The following is a 17769-nucleotide window of genomic DNA, read 5'->3' as shown; positions in this document are numbered from 1 at the left end:
GACCAGAGTCCGGAGCGAGCCACGCCGCATTTTCACCGTCACGGTGACCAGGCGGCGCGCTCGTCACACCTCGGGACGGAGCATCGGCGGGTTGAGCAGGGTGGCGCCGCCGGCCCTGAAGAGCTGGGCCGGTCGCCCGCCCTGCCGGGTGGTCGTACCCCCCGTCGGGACGAGGAACCCCGGCGTTCCGGTGACCTTGCGGTGGAAGTTGCGTGGGTCGAGGGCCACTCCCCAGACCGCCTCGTAGACGCGCCGCAGCTCCCCCACGGTGAACTCGGGCGGACAGAACGCGGTGGCCAGCGACGAGTACTCGATCTTGGAGCGGGCCCGCTCCACCCCGTCCGCGAGGATCTGGGCGTGATCGAAGGCGAGCGGCGCCACGGGCTCGCCGTCACGGCCGTATCCGCCCTGCTGGAGCAGCTCTTCGACCGGCGCCCAGCGCGCGTTGCTCGCGTCGCCGCCGGCCCGTGGTGCGGGCAGGTCGGGGGCGAGGGCGAGGTGCGCCACGCTGACCACGCGCATCCGCGGGTCGCGCTTCGGGTCTCCGTAGGTCGCGAGCTGTTCCAGGTGAGCACCGTTGTCCTGGGCCGGGGCCGCGGGATCGTGGACGCACAGCCCGGTCTCCTCGACCAGCTCACGCGCCGCCGCCTGGTTCAGGTCCTCGTCGTCCCGTACGAAGCCGCCTGGCAGCGCCCAGCGCCCCTGGAAGGGCGACTCGCCCCTGCGTACCGCCAGCGCGCACAGGGCATGGCGACGCACGGTCAGCACGACCAGGTCCACGGTGACGGCGAAGGGCGGAAAGGCTGACGGGTCGTAGGGCATGCCGCGATCATAGTCGTCTGCCTGACGATAAACACTCCCTTCGCCGGTCGCATCGAGCGGGGAACCGCTTCGTCGCGGTATGGGGTTCCGCGTCACCTCCTGTTCGCCGTGGGAGTGACGTCGTACGAGGTCACCCGCCCCGTTCCAAGGTGTCCGCCGCCTCCTCGACCATGGCCGTGCCCGGCCGGCCGACCCATAAGGCCCCGGCGCCATGAAGGACTTGCGAGGTCCCCCGCTGAAGTGAGCGGCCCCATCCCGATATCAGCCACGACTCCCCTGGCCGACCCTCATCCCTCGCCCTCCGTCTCCCGGCGGCCGCTTCCCGCCCGGTTTCCCTGGCTTGTGCGGTCGCCGGCAGTCGTCCGCTTGGCACTCGACCCCGAGTCGCCCGGGCGCGAGGGGGCGGCAGTGGAATTCCGGGGGCCCGAGCGGGGCGGGCGCCGCCGTCCATCCTCCGAACGCGCCACCCCGGAGGCGCCGGCACCCGCATCCGTGGACCGTGCTCGGCGCCGCCGGCGGGATGCACTGCGAGAGGTCGGCTCGGCACCGCCACCGTCTCCGTGGGGTTCCGAGCCGGCGTCCGAGGACTGGTCCGGAGCCGTTTCCGATGGGCCGTCGGTGTGCTCGGTACTGCTCTTCACCGTCCGGCCTGCCCGTTCCGCCCGCAGGCAGCGGCGGATCGACTCGGGGTCGAGTCCCTCGTTGCAGGCCTGGTGCAGGAGGCGGGCGAAGAGATAGTCGGGGTCCGCGCCCAGTGCCATCGCCAGGGCTTCGCGGGCCTCCAACTCGTCGCCCATCGACCAGGCGACCCAGCCCGCCAGGGTCAGCGGGGCCGCGGCGTGCTCGCCGTACGGCCCGATACAACGGCGGGCCAGGGCGCGCCAGAGCCGAAGAGCCGGGCCGGCCTCGTCGCCTTCCATCCAGGCGGCTGCCTGATCGCGGGTCGTACGGTCCTGGAGCCCGAGGATCAGGGTCGCCGCCTCGTCGTGCGTGAGCAGGGTGTCGTCGCGCAGGTCCGCCGGATGGGTGCCGGAGACCGGTGGTGCGGCCGCGAAGCGGCGAATGATCCCCTCGGCGAGGTCGAGGGTCTCCGTCGCCACGTCCGCGCGCCTCGCGTCGTCCAGGATGCGGGGCAGCAGGGACATGCCGGCCGCGTCGAGGGCGATCTCCTGTTCCAGGGCGGCGGAGGTCTCCCAGGGCAGCATCCTGGAGCGCAGTTCCCTCAGCGTCCCGCGTACCTGGATTCCGGCGTAGGTGGCGGCCGCGGCCAGGACCGACGTGCCCGGCAGGCCCATGGGCGTGCCCTCCACCGGGCAGCATCCCTCGGTCGGGCAGACGTACGACCAAAAGCGGCTGTCCGAGATACATAGAGCCTCGACGACGGGCACATCGAGGTTTCCGCACTCGGTCCGCAGCGCATGCACGAGCGGGCCGAGCCGGAGCATGACGTCCCGGCCCGATTCACCGGCGCCCGGCTCCTGGCAGACGTAGGCGACCATCCGCTCGGGCCGGGTGCCCCGTCGCTCACCGCCGGTCACCAGCCCCCTGGCCAGCTGCCGCGCCGCCGCTTCCCAGTCCTCCTCGCTCGCCGGGATACCGAGTCGGGCACGGCCGCCGAACCTGCCGCGGTGGTCCCGATCGTGCATGGCGACGAGGACGATGCTGTCCTCGGGACGGTAGCCGAGCAGGTAGGGCAGGGCGTCGGCCAGCTCGGCCGGGGTGCGCAGAGTGACCTGCGTGTCGTGTGCCGACAGTCCGCCAGGTCCGTCGAGCGGTACTCCTCCCGTGATGTCGCTGTTGTCGAAGGGTCCGGTGGTTTCGTCGTGATTCGTCATGTCCCGACGATCTCGCGGATCTTGAAGTTCCGGTTGAACCTGTGGATAACTCGAATCAGGGACACGACAAGGTTGACTCGTCCGACGCCGGCCGCGCCCGATTGTCAGTCCCGTCCTGTTGGATAGGGCGCATGGAGTACACGAGCAACGCGGACCTCCGGGCGCAGGCAGACGCCGTCCTCGCCCGGCTGGTCGGGGATGCCACAGGCACCGCCCGGCTGCGCGAGGACCAGTGGCGGGCCATCGAGGCGCTGGTCGCCGACCGGCGCCGGGCCCTGGTCGTACAGCGCACGGGGTGGGGCAAGTCCGCGGTGTACTTCGTGGCGACCTCGCTGCTGCGGGCCAGGGGAAGCGGCCCCACGGTGATCGTCTCGCCGCTGCTCGCGCTCATGCGCAACCAGGTGGAGGCGGCCGCCCGGGCCGGCATCCACGCTCGCACCATCAACTCCTCCAACACCGAGGAGTGGGAGGCCGTCCAGGCCGAGATCGCGGCGGGCAGGGTCGATGTGCTGCTCGTCAGCCCCGAGCGTCTGAACAACCCCGACTTCCGTGACCAGGTGCTGCCCAAGCTCTCCGCGGCGACCGGACTGCTGGTCGTGGACGAGGCTCACTGCATCTCGGACTGGGGTCACGACTTCCGCCCCGACTACCGGCGACTGCGCACCATGCTCGCCGACCTTCCGCCCGGTGTCCCCGTGCTGGCCACCACCGCCACGGCCAACGCCCGCGTGACCGCCGACGTCGCCGAGCAGCTCGGGACCAGCGGTTCCTCGGACGCCCTGGTGCTGCGCGGACCGCTCGACCGGGAGAGTCTGAGCCTCGGCGTCCTGCGGCTGCCGGACGCCGCGCACCGGATGGCCTGGCTCGCCGACCACCTCGACGACCTGCCGGGCTCCGGCATCATCTACACGCTCACCGTGGCCGCTGCCGAAGAAGTCACCGCATTCCTGCGGCAGCGTGGGCACACCGTCACCTCGTACACGGGCAAGACGGAGAACGCAGACCGGCAGCAGGCCGAGGACGATCTCCTCGCCAACCGGGTCAAGGCCCTGGTTGCCACCTCCGCGCTCGGCATGGGCTTCGACAAACCTGACCTCGGGTTCGTCGTGCACCTCGGTTCGCCGTCGTCCCCGATCGCGTATTACCAGCAGGTCGGCCGCGCCGGCCGCGGAGTCGAACACGCCGAGGTGCTCCTGCTGCCCGGCAAGGAGGACGAGGCGATCTGGTCGTATTTCGCGTCACTGGCCTTCCCCTCCGAGGACCTCGTACGCCGCACGCTGGACGTCCTGGGCCGGTCGGCGGGGCCCCTGTCGCTGCCGGCTCTGGAGCCGCTGGTGGAGCTGCGCCGCTCCCGGCTGGAGACCATGCTGAAGGTCCTGGACGTGGACGGAGCCGTGAAACGCGTCAAGGGCGGCTGGATCGCGACCGGGCAGCCGTGGTCGTACGACGGCGAGCGGTACGCGTGGGTGGCCCGGCAGCGCGAGGCCGAGCAGCGTGCGATGCGCGCGTACGCGTCCACCACGGACTGCCGGATGGAGTTCCTCCAGCGGCAGCTGGACGACGAGGGCGCCAAACCCTGCGGCCGCTGCGACAACTGTGCGGAGCCGCGCTTCACGGCCGACACGTCCGCGACGGCGGTGGACGCCGCGCGCGTGGACCTGGGCCGCGCCGGGGTCGAGGTGGAGCCCCGCCGTATGTGGCCGACCGGGCTCCCGACGATCGGTATCGACCTCAAGGGCCGTATTCCGGCAGGCGAACAGGCCTCGCCGGGGCGGGCCTTGGGTCGGCTCTCGGACATCGGCTGGGGAAACCGGCTGCGCCCGCTCCTCACACCCCAGGCACCGGACGCGCCCGTGCCGGACGACGTGGCACGAGCCGTGGTGGACGTGCTGGCGGACTGGGCGAAGGGCCCGGGCGGCTGGGCCCCGGGGGTGACGGACGCCCAGGCTAGGCCGGTGGGTGTGGTCACCCTGGCGTCACGCACCAGGCCCCGGCTGATCCACTCCTTGGGGGCCCGGATCGCCGAGGTCGGCCGGCTTCCCCTCCTCGGCTCCGTCGAGTACGCCGGCGACGGGGACCGAGTGCCGCGCAGCAACAGCGCCCAGCGACTGAAGGCACTCGACGGCGCCCTGGCGGTGCCGCCCACCCTCGTTGCCACGCTGGCCGAGGCCCAGGGCCCGGTCCTGTTGGTGGACGACTTCACGGAGACCGGCTGGACCCTGGCGGTCGCGGCACGCCAGCTCCGGAAGGCCGGGGCACGCGGGGTGATGCCCCTGGTGCTGGCCGTCCAGGGCTGACGCTCCCGCGTCGGCTCAGGTCGCCTCGCGTCTGCGCTGGTGGCTGCGTCCGGACGTGTCGATGTCGAAGACCTCAGGGGTCATCGCTGGTCCCTGCGGGTAGGGATATATGCCACGCACCGCCAGATAGCGGTCGGTGGCCCCAATTGCTCGTTGCCGCATCCAAGTTCGCCAGGAAGAATTGAAGTCCGCTCCCCGCACGGCTCGCCCGTGATCCGGTTGGGCTTTGCTGCGGTGCGCGCTCCCCGAATCCGACCTCGCCCGCAGTGTGGGCGCGTAGCCGAAGGGAGGAACGTGACCTTCGGATTCGCCTCGTCCTCGGCGGCCTCGTTGTCGACGCCCGCGTCCGACGCTTCCGCCACTCGCCTGCTCGAGCCCGCGGAGTGGGCCGACGCCGGGATCCCGCTGCTGCGTAACCCCCGCGAGGTCGTCAGCGGGCTGCACGCCCGTCATCACCCCAGAGAGTCCACGGCCATCGTGGCCGTCCTCGATCCGGACGAGCGGCTGCTCGCCAGCGCCTCGTTCACTCGTCGCGCCACAGCGGCCGACGGCTGGATGTTCCGCAACGCGCTGCTCGACCAGCTGCGCCGCGTCATCCCGCACGACCTGCGCCGCCGCACCCCGGTACGCACGGCGGTACTGCTCTACTGCCGCGAGGGCGACGCGCGCTGGACCCAGGAGGACGGCGCCTGGATGTGGGGGCTGCGTGACGCCTGCACACTGCACGGGCTGCGCTGCGGCGCGTACATCACCCTGACGCAGGACGGCTGGCAGGTGCTCGGCGAGGGACGCGGCGGACGCCGTCCGAACTCCCGCTCGGCGCCGGAACCTTTCGCCTTGGCCGAGCTCCCGCCGCTGATGCCTCGCACCGGAGGCCCGGTCTCCGAGGTCCTGCGCCGCGCGGCGGCCCGCTGACAAGCAGGCTGTCGACGCTAGGGACACCATGGGCGCGCCGTACGCGATCAGCCTGCCGCAGGAAGAGAGGCCTCGGCGGGGAACCGCCTCCGGGTGCGCACCAGGATGACGGCCCCAGCCACGTGTACCTACACCACGCCGAACGGCCTTACCCCGCCGAACGGTGCGCACGACACCCTGGTCGCGTACCCTCGGCGTCCAGCCGTGAGGGCCGGGCCGCACACGGGACCTGAACCAAGCGCAGAGCATGGCCACGGAATCGTGACCGGCCCCGCGCGCGGCGCCGTCGGCTCGGTCCTCGTGCCCGTCCGGCGGCCGCCGTGCGGGAGGGCCGGCCACCGGCGCCATCCGGGCATACCAAGCGCAGCACCGTGCCGATGCCGTCAGGGCGGCTCTCTCCTCGCTCCGACGCCCCTAGGAACGGGGCATGGCTCAGACGCCGGCGCCCAGCACCGAGTTGATCTCCTGCGGGTCGCCGCAGACGATCAGCAGGGCTCCGGCCCGGGAGTGGGCCAGCGGAAGGGCCGAGGCGGCAGCGGAGGCGGGGCCACCGTTGACGGCCACGACGACCACGGGACGGGACGCGGCACGGGAGGCCGCGGCAGCGTCCGCGTAGAAGATGTCGTCGCCGGCGTCGTGCTGCGCCCAGTAGGAGGCGTCGCCGAAGGACAACTCATGCTCGGCCCACGGGTGCTGGGCACCAGTGGTGAGCACCAGGACGTCACCCGGGGCGCGTCCCGAGTCGAGGAGCAGGTCCACCGCCTCCTCTGCGGCGTCGACCGCGCCCTCGACCGAGGCCGGGATCAGCTGGATCTGCGGGGTCGCCGCGCTGGCGGCGGACGTGGCCGGACCCGAGGGGCCTGGCTTGGCCGGAGTCGCGTCACGTGGCGTGCGCTGCACCGGCGCCGTGGGCCTCAGGGGGCCGGGACGACCGGGACGGGGCGGTGCCGCGGGGCGGGGGCCGGGTACGGGGCGGGGGGTCGGCGCGGTGCGGCCGGTGGCCGGAGTGACGCGGGGACCCTGGGCACTCTCGTGAATCTGAGGCTCCTCGGGAATGAGAGGCATGGGCTGATATTTATCAAACGCTGGTGCGGCGCCGATGAGCGGGGGGCACATCAGTGCGAGCGGAACCGTCAGAAGTCGAAGCCGAGCTGACCCTCGATCTCCGGAACGCTTCCGTCCGCCAAGCTGCGGACCTTCTTGAGGTGCCGCCACTGGGGCAGCGCATCAAGATACGCCCACGACAAGCGGTGGTACGGGGTGGGCCCCCGCTCCTCCAGTGCGGCCTTGTGCACGGGCGACGGATACCCGGCGTTGTCCGCAAACCCGAAGTCTGCATGGTCGATACCCAGTTCGGCCATCATTTTGTCGCGTTGAACCTTGGCGATCACCGACGCCGCCGCGACGACCACGCACGACCGGTCGCCCTTGATCACGGTGCGCACCTTCCACGGGGCGCCGAGGTAGTCGTGCTTCCCGTCGAGGATCACGGCGTCGGGGCGGACCGGCAGGGCGTCCAGGGCGCGGACCGCGGCGAGCCGCAGCGCGGCGGTCATCCCCAGGTCGTCGATCTCCTCCGGGGAAGCATGCCCCAGAGCGTAGGCCGTCACCCACGACCGCAGTATCTCGGCCAGTTCCGTGCGCCGTTTGACCGTCAGCAGCTTGGAGTCGGTCAGACCCTGCGGCGGTCGGCGGAGTCCGGTGATCGCCGCGCAGACGGTGACGGGTCCGGCCCAGGCACCCCGCCCCACCTCGTCGACACCGGCAATGACCTTCGCTCCGGTCGTGGCGCGAAGGGAGCGCTCGACGGTGTGAGTAGGTGGTTCGTACGGCATGGCGCCCTTAGCGTACGCCGCCGGGATCACCGTGCGACACCCCGGCCCCCGAGCGGGATCGCGACGTCCGACTCAGGCCGTCAGGCTTCGTGCGGCCGCAGCAGCGGCAGCATGAGCCGGTCGATCATCTCCTCGAGATCCCGGTCGCTCCATTCGCTTGTGCACATCTTCGATCGGTACATCATCATCGCTGGCAGGACGTCGAAGACGTAACCGTTGGCCGCATCCCTGCGGACCTCTCCTCGTTCTATTCCACGGGTGATGACCTCACGAATCAGCTTGATCGTCGGTTCCACCACACCCTCGAAGATCACACCATGGAACCGCTCGGCCTGACTGGGATCGCATTCGTGAATCACCGACCGCAGGGCGAAACCGGGCCGCGAGTACATGGCGTCCCGGGCCACCCGGCACAAGGCCAACAGGTCCTCTCGAACGCTCCCGAGGTCGGGCACGTCCTGCACGCGAGGCAGTCCGGCCTCGAGCGCGTCGGCGACCAGGTCCTCCTTCGAGGGCCATCGACGATAGACAGCGGCCTTGCCGGTCTGGGCACCGGCCGCGACACCCTCCATCGTCAGGCCTTTCCAGCCGACCGTGCCGAGCTGTTCCAGAGCGGCGTCCAGGATCGCGCGCTCCAGCACCGCACCGCGCCGACGAGGGGAGGCCGTCTGAGCAGGAGCGGCCGTGCGGCGCGAGGTAACCATCTGTATTTCTCCAGCAAACAAAGGGAAGCGGGGGTTCCGGGGCGGATCAGGCCGGGTCGCAGCAGAGGGGGACACGACGCGCGGCGAGGATCTAAGTGAACGCTTGCGTTCACTGTTGAGGACTCACTACCGTTGACGCGACAGTGAACGCGAGCGTTCACTAACTCCTTCGTGGGGGATCCATAGTGACAACCTCTCAGCTGCTTCAGGACCAGAAACCGGGTGCGGCCCGCCGGGAGGGGCATCCCGGCATCGCCCTCTTCGTCATCGCGGCCTGCCAACTCATGGTGGTACTCGACGCGACGATTGTGAACATCGCGCTCCCGCACATTCAAGACGCTCTCAAGTTCAGCACCACAGACCTCACTTGGGTGGTCAGTGCCTACACACTCACCTTCGGCGGCCTGCTGCTCCTGGGTGCCCGGGCCGGTGACATCCTCGGCCGTCGACGGGTCTTCATCACCGGCATCCTGCTGTTCTCCGTCGCCTCGCTCCTGGGCGGCCTCGCCCAGGAACCCTGGCAACTGCTGGCCGCACGCGCCCTGCAGGGCATGGGGGGCGCGATAGCGTCGCCCACCTCTTTGGCGCTGATCACCACCACGTTCCCCGAAGGGCCGGAGCGCAACCGGGCGTTCGGCGTGTTCGCGGCCGTCTCGGCAGGCGGCGGTGCCATCGGCCTGCTCGCGGGCGGCGTGCTGACCGACTGGCTCGACTGGCGGTGGGTGCTCTTCGTCAACGTGCCCATCGGCCTGCTGATCGCCGCACTCACCCCGCTCTACATCGGCGAGTCCGAGCGCCACCCGGGCCGGTTCGACATCGTGGGCGCACTGACGTCCACGGCCGGCATGGCCTCGCTCGTGTACGGCTTCATCCGCGCCTCGGAGGACGGCTGGCGCGACGAACTCACCCTCGGCTCGTTCGGGGCGGCGGTGGTCCTGCTGGTGGCCTTCGTCCTCACCGAGTTGCGGGCCAGGGAACCGATCACGCCGCTCAAGATGTTCGCCGACCGCAATCGCTCGGGCACGTACGTGATCATGCTGAGCCTGGCCGCGGCGATGTTCGGAATCTTCTTCTACATCGTGCTCTTCGTCCAGAACGTGCTCGGTTACAGCCCTATCAAGGCCGGCCTCGCCTTTCTCCCCGTGACGGCCGCGATCGCGGTCGGCGCCGGTCTGTCGCAGCGGTTCCTGCCCACGCTCGGGCCCAAGCCGTTCATGATGGCCGGCTCGACGCTGGTCGTCATCGGACTTGTCTGGCAGACCTTCATCACACCGGACAGCTCCTACCTCGGCGGAGTGCTCGGCCCGATGCTGGTGTTCGGCTTCGGCATGGGCCTGAACTTCGTGACCGTGACCGTCACGGCGGTCTCCGGGGTCGCGCAGCACGAGGCGGGCGCGGCCTCCGGACTGCTCAACGCCACGCAGCAGGTGGGTGGCTCGCTCGGCCTCTCCATCCTGACGACCGTCTTCGGATCCGCCAGCAAGGACGAGGCGAAGAAGCAGCTGCCGAAGTTCCTCGTGAACGGTTCGCCGGAGCAGAAGGCCGAGTTCGCCAAGACCAAGCAGTTGCCCTCGCCGTGGGGGCACGAGGTGCTCGCCCACGGAATCTCCACCGCATTCGTGCCCGCAGTGGCGATGGCCGTCCTTGCCTTCATCACCGCCTGGCTGGTGATCAAGGTCCGCAAGAGCGATCTCGAAGCCCTCGCGGGCTCCGCCGGACCGGGCATCGGCTGACCCGCCCGGCGCCGAGCCGAGCCGCGGTCGGCCGGTCCGCCGCCCAGTGCCTGAGGACACGAGCGGCGGACCGGCCGACCGCATCACAGCAACAGGAACAGGAACCGAAACCAGCACCGGCCCCCACGCCCGCGCCCTCCCCCACACCCGCAGCAACACCGCCAATCGGCCCAGCACGACCAGCACGAATGTCAGGGCCGCCGCAGCCGGCGCATCCAGCACATTCACCACGACCGACAACACCCACACCCCCTCGGACCCTCACCCCGGCCGCCGATCGAACCCATCCCGATCGACTCGACGGCCCGCCACCGACGGCCGGCCGCGGACATCGACGCCGGACAGCGGATACCCGAAGAACGGGAGCGGTCACGCAGAGTTCCCGGCGCGCACGGAGAGTTCTCAAGCGAGGCGGTGCAACATCCCGGACCCACCCGGGCCGACCTCGGAACTGCCAGCCGTCAGGACCCCGCAGGCACCCAGTCCGGCAGTACCTCGGTCCGCTCCACCCACTCGGCCGGCGGCGTCCCCGCCTTGGCGCACGCGAGCACGCCACCCACGATCGCACAGGTGGTGTCCACGTCGCCGCCCACCTGGGCGGTCGTCCAGAACGCCGTCTCGAAGTCGCCGAGGGCCCGCGCGGCGGACCAGAGAGCGAAGGGCACCGTGTCATGGGCGGTCGTACGGCGACCGCAGCCGAGGACGGCCGCGACCGTGGCCGCGTCGCCGTAGTCGAGCATGTCCCGGGCTCGCCGCAGACCCGCGCCGACGGCGCTCTTCGGCACGAGCGCGACGACGCCGTCGAGAAGTGCCTCGGGGCTGGGCGGGCCGTCCGGAGAAGCGGCCATGGCAGCCGCCGCGGCGACCGCCATGGCACCGACGACGGCTTCCCGGTGCTGGTGCGTGGGGTACGCGGAGATCTCGGCCTGGTGGGTCGCCTGCTCGGGATCGTCGGCGTACCAGGCACCCAGGGGGGCGATACGCATGGCCGCGCCGTTGCCCCAGGACCCCTGTCCCTTGAAGAGTCCGGCAGCCAGCTCGCGCCAGTCCTCGCCCTCCCGGACGAGGCGGAGCAGCCGGTTGACCGCGGGGCCGTAGCCCCGGTCGAAGTCGTGGTGCTCGGCGAACGAGCGGGCCAGCGCGTCCTGGTCGATGCGTTGGTGGGCGGCCAGGACGGCCACCACGGAGCAGGCCATCTCCGTGTCGTCCGTCCACTGCCAGGGTCCCGCGGGCAGCTCGCGCCGCTTGAGCAGGGGGTAGTTCGCGGGAACGAAGAACTGTGAGCCGAGCGCGTCGCCCACTGCCAGGCCGCGCAGACTGGCCAGGGTGCGGGTCAGGCGCCCGAGAGGAGAGGAGTCAGCGGTCATCGCCCTGCCACTCTAGCCGTTCGCCCAGTACGAAAACGGGTCTCGCCAGCGCTCGAAGGGCCGGTCGAGTGTGTACTTGCCGTCCTCCCCGAGAACGAGCATGCGCATTTCACCGTTCCCCGGGTTCGACAGCGATTCGAACTCCGCCACCGACCAGTGGAACCAGCGCATGCAGAACAGCCGCATCGCGAGCCCGTGTGTCACCAGGAGGACGTTCGGTGGGTGGTCGGGGGCCTCGAAGCTGCGGAACAGGCTCTCCAGGAATCCTCCGACGCGGTCGTACACGTCGGCACCGGACTCGCCCTGCGGAAAGCGGAAGAAGAAGTGGCCGTACGCGTCCCGGTACGTCTTCTGGAGACGTACGTCGTCGCGTTCCTGCCAGTTGCCCCAGTCCTGCTCGCGCAGTCTGGGTTCCTCACGCACCCGTATCAGGTCGGGGTCGAGATGGAAGGCGCGGAGGGTCTCGTGTGTACGGCGGTACGGGGAGACGTACACGCTCACGCGCTCCTGTCCGAAGAGTTCCCGGAGCCTCTTACCGGTCTCCTCGGACTGCCGCCAGCCGCGTTCGGTGAGCGCGAGTGCGTGGTCGGGCTCCCGCTCGTAGACGGAGTCATCAACATTGCCCGTTGACTCGCCGTGCCGGACAAGGACGATGCGCCGTGGTCGTGCCATGCCGAAACCCTAGATCGAGCGAGGGGCGATCGAGCACTCGTACGGGCTCCATACGGCGTAGGTCACACACACAGTGCGTCTCAGACCGTCCAGGACGGCTCCAGTTCGACGATGTCGCCCGAGAGTGCCGCGATGTCGGCCTCCGTCTGGGCCCGTAGCGCCAGGCGCTCCACGCGTTCGGTCCGGTACTTTCCGTGTTCGGCAGCCGACCGCCACATGGACAGGATCATGAACTCCTGCTCGGGGGCCTCGGCGAACATGCCGCGGATCATGCCCGGCGAGCCGGCCATCGCGGGGTTCCAGACCTTCTCCTGCATGAGGGTGAAGTGTTCGACGCGCTCCTCGTGCACGCGGCACAGGGCTACGCGGATCAGGTCGGTGTCGGTGAAGCGGGGTTCGAAGCCGGTCTTCACGTCGAAGCGGTACTCGAACAGCTTGACCTGGGCTTCCTTGAAGGTGCCGGACTGGGATGCGGCCAGGCGGTCGTGGGAGCGGGCCATGAAGGAGTCATAGAAGGCGCGGCTCTCCCAGAAGGCGAAGATGTGCGCCACGCCGGGCCGCTGTCGGCTCCACCCTCCGCCCTGCCCCCGAAACCCCGGCTCCCCCAGAAGCCCCGCCCATTTCCGCTGCCCCCGCTCGAAGCCGCGGCGGTCCACCACGGTGCAGCGAATCCACTTGACCAGCACCGCGCCATCGTAAGGCCAGCGGGCCTGGCGTCGGTCACGCTCCAGTGGGGATCACCCGCGCATACGCTCCCACGCGCGTGGCACGATGGACAAGAAGCCCCGACTTCACAGGAGTTGGGGAAGAGGGAGCCACAAGGGGGAAGGGGAAGCCCGGTGACCGGCTTCAGCAAGGGAAACCGCAAGATCGAGGTCGCACTCAAGTGGGACCCCAGTCCGGCAGGCCGGGCGCCAACCGATCTCGACATCATCGCCGCGACGTTCGTGTCGAGCGATGCCTATGGGACACCGGCCTATCTGGTGCACTTCGACAGCCGCTCGCCGGACGGCACGATCTTTCTGAACCGGGACAGCACGGACGGCAAGGGCTTCGGCTGGGACGAGGTCATGACGCTCGAACTCGACCGGCTCGACAGCCGGTACGCGCGCGTGGTGATCGGCGCTGTCATCCAGCAGGCAGGCGGGCACCGGGCGTTCGCCCAGGTGCTGAATCCCGGCATGCGTATACGCGAGGGCTACACCGTCCTCGCCGAGGACGACTTCGGCTCGGTCCCCGAGGCCACGGCGGCGACGATCGCCGAATTCGTGCGCGACGAATCCGGCGGTTGGACCTTTCACGCCGGTATCCATGGCTTCCACGAGGATCCGGCGACCTTCACCCGCGTGATGGGCAGGGCACACCGGCCCTGACTCCCGTGCGGTCGGGGCAACGGCTACGGGCAGGCCCTACGGACGCAGCGCAGAAGTAAGGGGCGCCGGCGATTGCCGACGCCCCTTACTTCACTTCAGATACTGCTTGTCATCAGCTGCAGCCGCTGGTGGAGCCGCAGCCCTCGCAGATGTAGCAGGAGCCGGCCCGCTGCATCTTCGTGCCGCAGGAGAAGCACAGCGGGGCGTCGGCCTGGATGCCCAGCTGCATCTCCACCAGTTCGGCGCTGGTGTGCGCCTGCTTCGGGGCGGGCTCGACCGCCTCGACCTCGGCCTTCGGCACGGCGACGGCCTTCAGCTCCTGGGCGCGCGGCGCGGACTGCGCCAGGCCCTCGACGTCGACCTCGTCCTCGGTCGGCTCGTAGGAGCCGGTCTCCAGGTGACGCTGACGCTCCTCGGCGGAGTGGATGCCGAGCGCGGAGCGGGTCTCGAAGGGCAGGAAGTCCAGCGCCAGGCGGCGGAAGATGTAGTCGACGATCGACTGCGCCATCCGCACGTCCGGGTCGTCGGTCATGCCGGCCGGCTCGAAGCGCATGTTGGTGAACTTCGAGACATACGTCTCCAGCGGCACGCCGTACTGGAGGCCGACCGAGACGGCGATGGAGAAGGCGTCCATCATGCCGGCGAGGGTCGAGCCCTGCTTGGACATCTTCAGGAAGACCTCACCGAGACCGTCGTCCGGGTAGGAGTTGGCCGTCATGTAGCCCTCGGCACCGCCGACCGTGAAGGACGTGGTGATGCCGGGGCGGCCCTTCGGGAGGCGCTTGCGGACCGGGCGGTACTCGACCACCTTCTCGACCGCGGTGCGGATCGTGTCCTCGGCCTTCTCGGCGATCTCGGCCTTCTCGTCCTCCTTCTTCTTGGCAGAGAGCGGCTGGCCGACCTTGCAGTTGTCGCGGTAGATCGCGAGCGCCTTGACGCCGAGCTTCCAGGCCTCGTAGTAGATCTCCTCGACCTCCTCGACGGTCGCCGTCTCCGGCATGTTGACCGTCTTGGAGATGGCGCCGGAGATCCACGGCTGGATCGCGGCCATCATGCGGACGTGGCCCATCGGGGAGATGGCGCGCTCGCCCATGGCGCAGTCGAAGACCTCGTAGTGCTCGGTCTTCAGGCCCGGGGCGTCGATCACATTGCCGTTCTCGGCGATGTGGGCGACGACCGCCTCGATCTGCTCCTCCTGGTAGCCCAGGCGGCGCAGGGCCTGCGGGACGGTGCCGTTGACGATCTGCATCGAGCCGCCACCGACGAGCTTCTTGAACTTCACCAGCGCGAGGTCGGGCTCGACACCGGTGGTGTCGCAGGACATCGCCAGACCGATGGTGCCGGTCGGGGCGAGGACGGACGCCTGGGAGTTACGGAAACCGTTCTGCTCGCCGAGGCGCAGGACGTCCTGCCAGGCCTCGGTGGCGGCGGCCCACACCGGGGTGTCCAGGTCGTCCATGCGCACGGCGGTGCCGTTGGCGTCGGAGTGCTGCTTCATGACGCGCTTGTGGGCGTCGGCGTTACGGGCGTAGCCGTCGTAGGCGCCGACGACCGCGGCCAGCTCGGCGGAGCGACGGTAGGCCGTACCCGTCATCAGGGAGGTGATGGCGCCGGCCAGGGCGCGGCCGCCGTTGGAGTCGTACGCGTGGCCGGTGGCCATCAGCAGGGCGCCGAGGTTGGCGTAGCCGATGCCGAGCTGGCGGAACGCGCGCGTGTTCTCGCCGATCTTCTGGGTCGGGAAGTCCGCGAAGCAGATCGAGATGTCCATCGCGGTGATGACCAGCTCGACGACCTTCTGGAAGCGCTCGGTCTCGAAGGACTGGGTGCCCTTGCCGTCGTCCTTGAGGAACTTCATCAGGTTCAACGAGGCCAGGTTGCAGGACGTGTTGTCCAGGTGCATGTACTCGCTGCACGGGTTCGACGCGGTGATCCGGCCGGACTCGGGGCAGGTGTGCCAGTTGTTGATGGTGTCGTCGTACTGGATGCCCGGGTCGGCGCAGGCCCAGGCGGCCTCGGCGATCTTGCGGAAGAGCGCCTTGGCGTCGACCTCCTCGATGACCTCGCCGGTCATACGGGCGCGCAGGCCGAAGTTGCCGCCCGCCTCGACCGACTTCATGAACTCGTCGTTCACGCGGACCGAGTTGTTGGCGTTCTGGTATTGGACGGACGTGATGTCGTCGCCGCCCAGGTCCATGTCGAAGCCCGCGTCGCGCAGGACGCGGATCTTCTCCTCTTCCTTGACCTTGGTCTCGATGAAGTCCTCGATGTCGGGGTGGTCGACGTCGAGCACGACCATCTTGGCGGCACGGCGGGTGGCGCCACCGGACTTGATGGTGCCGGCGGAGGCGTCGGCGCCGCGCATGAAGGAGACGGGGCCGGAGGCGTTGCCGCCGGAGGAGAGCAGCTCCTTGGAGGAGCGGATGCGGGAGAGGTTCAGGCCGGCGCCGGAGCCGCCCTTGAAGATCATGCCCTCTTCCTTGTACCAGTCGAGGATCGACTCCATGGAGTCGTCGACGGACAGGATGAAGCAGGCGGAGACCTGCTGGGGCTGCGGGGTGCCGACGTTGAACCAGACGGGGCTGTTGAAGCTGAAGATCTGGTGCAGGAGGGCGTAGGCCAGCTCGTGCTCGAAGATCTCGGCGTCGGCGGGCGACGCGAAGTACTTGTAGTCCTCGCCCGCCTTCCGGTACGTCTTCACGATGCGGTCGATCAGCTGCTTGAGGCTGACCTCGCGCTGCGGGGTGCCCACGGCACCACGGAAGTACTTGCTGGTGACGATGTTGACCGCGTTCACCGACCAGAAGTCGGGGAACTCGACGCCACGCTGCTCGAAATTGACCGAGCCGTCGCGCCAGTTGGTCATGACGACGTCACGATGCGCCCACTCCACCTCGTCATACGGGTGTACGCCGGGGGTCGTGTGGATGCGCTCGATACGCAGTCCCTTGTTGGCCTTGGCGCCCTTGGCTCGGGAACCTCGTGCCGGACCGCTCGCCGTCTCTGTCATGCCGCCTCCCTCTACGGGCGAAAACGCCCTGAAGTGCCCCGTTTGTTCCCGTGGCACGGTGTTCTGTCTTGTGTCGCGGGCACCCTCAACTGCCACCCGCAACAGGTCTTCGTTCGCCGCCCTCCGGCCGGAATCCGGTTCTCCTCCCGGTTTCCCGCCCGCCGGTCAGTCGGCGGCGTTGGCGGGCACCGGGACCTCGACGGTCCGACCGGGCCCGCGTTCGTCTTCCTGGCTCCCCACTCCGGCGTCCTCGCCGTTCGCGGCGGGGTCTCCTGTCGCTTCCCGCAGTTCCGCGATGGCCGCATCGAAGTCCTCGAGCGAGTCGAACGCCCGGTAGACGGAGGCGAATCGCAGGTAGGCGACGAGGTCGAGCTCCTGCAGCGGGCCGAGTATGGCCAGACCCACGTCGTGAGTGGTCAGCTCGGCGCTTCCGGTGGCCCGCACCGCCTCCTCGACCCGCTGGCCGAGCTGGGCGAGCGCGTCCTCGGTGACAGGCCGCCCCTGGCACGCCTTGCGCACGCCATTGATGATCTTGGTGCGGCTGAAAGGTTCGGTGACTCCGGACCGCTTGACCACCATGAGCGAGCACGTCTCCACGGTCGTGAAACGACGGGAGCAGTCAGGGCACTGGCGGCGCCTGCGGATCGACGTGCCGTCGTCGGTCGTACGACTGTCGACCACGCGGCTGTCGGGATGCCTGCAGAAGGGGCAGTGCATGATCTCCAACCCTCCTCACAGCAGACTCAATAGCCTCGCCGGGCCTCACAGGCCCCTCGAAGCAGCCCCAAGCATAGGCGATCGCGGAGACCTCGAAGACCCGGGGTCCAAGGAAAACCACAACTTGTGGGCCGCTATAGCCATCCAACCACTAGATGTGGGGATCGGCGCATACACCGAGGAAGACTCGCGTGTCGCTACGGAGAGCCACGCATCCGGCACTCAGCGAACACCGGAGGCGAACACGCGGACGCACATCCGTACCACTGGGGCACTTACGGAGATACCGTGGGCGCCACACGGAGGACGCGTGGGGCTCCGACGCAGAAGGGACCCGGATCCCGGTCGGCGGAATTCCGGATGGCACACTGGGGTCCGACTCACGAGGTCACCGACCCCAGCGGTGAAGAGTACAACAATGGGCGCTTTTGCCCGTCAGAGGTCGCGGTAGCCATACACCCGGACACATGATCGCGTCAGGTGAATCGCACT

The 17769-nt window shown here is 69.6% G+C and carries 14 protein-coding genes; 4 read left to right on the top strand and 10 right to left on the bottom strand.

The window, feature by feature from the left end:
* Positions 1-63: 63 nt before the first annotated feature.
* Both ACWD5D_RS00400 and ACWD5D_RS00395 read right to left on the bottom strand, forming a co-directional pair.
* The gene (locus ACWD5D_RS00400; protein WP_451370542.1) at positions 64-822 is read right to left on the bottom strand and encodes an NUDIX hydrolase; all 759 of its coding nucleotides are present in this window, start codon (positions 820-822) and stop codon (positions 64-66) included.
* 287 nt (positions 823-1109) lie between these two features.
* A complete protein-coding gene (locus ACWD5D_RS00395) occupies positions 1110-2657 on the bottom strand; it encodes a DUF4192 domain-containing protein (protein ID WP_451370541.1) in 1548 nt (515 codons plus the stop codon).
* 131 nt (positions 2658-2788) lie between these two features.
* On the opposite strand from ACWD5D_RS00395, the gene ACWD5D_RS00390 reads away from it, so the two are divergent.
* Complete coding sequence (locus ACWD5D_RS00390) at positions 2789-4954, top strand: RecQ family ATP-dependent DNA helicase (protein ID WP_451370540.1); 2166 nt, start codon at positions 2789-2791, stop codon at positions 4952-4954.
* Positions 4955-5248: 294 nt separating this feature from the next.
* A complete protein-coding gene (locus ACWD5D_RS00385) occupies positions 5249-5869 on the top strand; it encodes a hypothetical protein (RefSeq protein ID WP_451370539.1) in 621 nt (206 codons plus the stop codon).
* Between the two features lie 432 nt (positions 5870-6301).
* Here ACWD5D_RS00385 and ACWD5D_RS00380 read toward each other — a convergent pair whose 3' ends face one another.
* The 3 genes from ACWD5D_RS00380 to ACWD5D_RS00370 all read right to left on the bottom strand — a co-directional run bounded on the left by ACWD5D_RS00380 (position 6302) and on the right by ACWD5D_RS00370 (position 8408).
* Positions 6302-6934, bottom strand: coding sequence for a hypothetical protein (locus ACWD5D_RS00380; RefSeq protein ID WP_451370538.1), 633 nt, complete (start codon positions 6932-6934; stop codon positions 6302-6304).
* Positions 6935-7002: 68 nt separating this feature from the next.
* Positions 7003-7704, bottom strand: a complete 702-nt coding sequence (locus ACWD5D_RS00375) for a ribonuclease HII (protein ID WP_451370537.1) — start codon at positions 7702-7704, stop codon at positions 7003-7005.
* A gap of 80 nt (positions 7705-7784) precedes the next feature.
* Entirely contained in the window at positions 7785-8408 is a 624-nt protein-coding gene (locus tag ACWD5D_RS00370; protein WP_451370536.1) for a TetR/AcrR family transcriptional regulator, read from the bottom strand.
* A 185-nt stretch (positions 8409-8593) separates the two neighbouring features.
* Between ACWD5D_RS00370 and ACWD5D_RS00365 the strand changes: the two genes are divergently transcribed.
* Positions 8594-10141, top strand: coding sequence for an MFS transporter (locus ACWD5D_RS00365; RefSeq protein ID WP_451370535.1), 1548 nt, complete (start codon positions 8594-8596; stop codon positions 10139-10141).
* A gap of 461 nt (positions 10142-10602) precedes the next feature.
* Here the strand turns inward: ACWD5D_RS00365 and ACWD5D_RS00360 are convergent, their stop codons facing one another.
* The 3 genes from ACWD5D_RS00360 to ACWD5D_RS00350 all read right to left on the bottom strand — a co-directional run bounded on the left by ACWD5D_RS00360 (position 10603) and on the right by ACWD5D_RS00350 (position 12866).
* A complete protein-coding gene (locus ACWD5D_RS00360) occupies positions 10603-11508 on the bottom strand; it encodes an ADP-ribosylglycohydrolase family protein (protein ID WP_451370534.1) in 906 nt (301 codons plus the stop codon).
* Positions 11509-11520: 12 nt separating this feature from the next.
* Positions 11521-12180: a histidine phosphatase family protein gene (locus tag ACWD5D_RS00355; protein ID WP_451370533.1), complete on the bottom strand. Its 660-nt coding sequence runs from the start codon at positions 12178-12180 to the stop codon at positions 11521-11523.
* A gap of 80 nt (positions 12181-12260) precedes the next feature.
* Positions 12261-12866, bottom strand: coding sequence for a YdbC family protein (locus tag ACWD5D_RS00350; RefSeq protein WP_451370532.1), 606 nt, complete (start codon positions 12864-12866; stop codon positions 12261-12263).
* Positions 12867-13019: 153 nt separating this feature from the next.
* On the opposite strand from ACWD5D_RS00350, the gene ACWD5D_RS00345 reads away from it, so the two are divergent.
* On the top strand, positions 13020-13553 hold the full coding sequence (locus ACWD5D_RS00345) for a TerD family protein (RefSeq protein WP_451370531.1): 534 nt from the start codon (positions 13020-13022) through the stop codon (positions 13551-13553).
* 112 nt (positions 13554-13665) lie between these two features.
* Here ACWD5D_RS00345 and ACWD5D_RS00340 read toward each other — a convergent pair whose 3' ends face one another.
* Both ACWD5D_RS00340 and nrdR read right to left on the bottom strand, forming a co-directional pair.
* Positions 13666-16560: a vitamin B12-dependent ribonucleotide reductase gene (locus tag ACWD5D_RS00340; protein WP_451370530.1), complete on the bottom strand. Its 2895-nt coding sequence runs from the start codon at positions 16558-16560 to the stop codon at positions 13666-13668.
* A 165-nt stretch (positions 16561-16725) separates the two neighbouring features.
* On the bottom strand, positions 16726-17277 hold the full coding sequence (nrdR, locus tag ACWD5D_RS00335; protein WP_451370529.1) for a transcriptional regulator NrdR: 552 nt from the start codon (positions 17275-17277) through the stop codon (positions 16726-16728).
* Between the last annotated feature and the right edge of the window lie 492 nt (positions 17278-17769).

Source organism: Streptomyces sp. NPDC002520 (assembly GCF_053595235.1).
The sequence above is the reverse complement of the archived record's forward strand: the minus strand, read 5'-3'. Positions and strand labels throughout refer to the sequence as shown.

Excerpts from the sequence above, each read along its gene's own strand:
- ACWD5D_RS00400 (WP_451370542.1), bottom strand. The coding sequence starts at position 822 with ATGCCCTACGACCCGTCAGCCTTTCCGCCCTTCGCCGTCACCGTGGAC.
- ACWD5D_RS00395 (WP_451370541.1), bottom strand. The coding sequence starts at position 2,657 with ATGACGAATCACGACGAAACCACCGGACCCTTCGACAACAGCGACATC.
- ACWD5D_RS00390 (WP_451370540.1), top strand. The coding sequence starts at position 2,789 with ATGGAGTACACGAGCAACGCGGACCTCCGGGCGCAGGCAGACGCCGTC.
- ACWD5D_RS00380 (WP_451370538.1), bottom strand. The coding sequence starts at position 6,934 with ATGCCTCTCATTCCCGAGGAGCCTCAGATTCACGAGAGTGCCCAGGGT.
- ACWD5D_RS00375 (WP_451370537.1), bottom strand. The coding sequence starts at position 7,704 with ATGCCGTACGAACCACCTACTCACACCGTCGAGCGCTCCCTTCGCGCC.
- ACWD5D_RS00370 (WP_451370536.1), bottom strand. The coding sequence starts at position 8,408 with ATGGTTACCTCGCGCCGCACGGCCGCTCCTGCTCAGACGGCCTCCCCT.
- ACWD5D_RS00360 (WP_451370534.1), bottom strand. The coding sequence starts at position 11,508 with ATGACCGCTGACTCCTCTCCTCTCGGGCGCCTGACCCGCACCCTGGCC.
- ACWD5D_RS00355 (WP_451370533.1), bottom strand. The coding sequence starts at position 12,180 with ATGGCACGACCACGGCGCATCGTCCTTGTCCGGCACGGCGAGTCAACG.
- ACWD5D_RS00340 (WP_451370530.1), bottom strand. The coding sequence starts at position 16,560 with ATGACAGAGACGGCGAGCGGTCCGGCACGAGGTTCCCGAGCCAAGGGC.
- nrdR (WP_451370529.1), bottom strand. The coding sequence starts at position 17,277 with ATGCACTGCCCCTTCTGCAGGCATCCCGACAGCCGCGTGGTCGACAGT.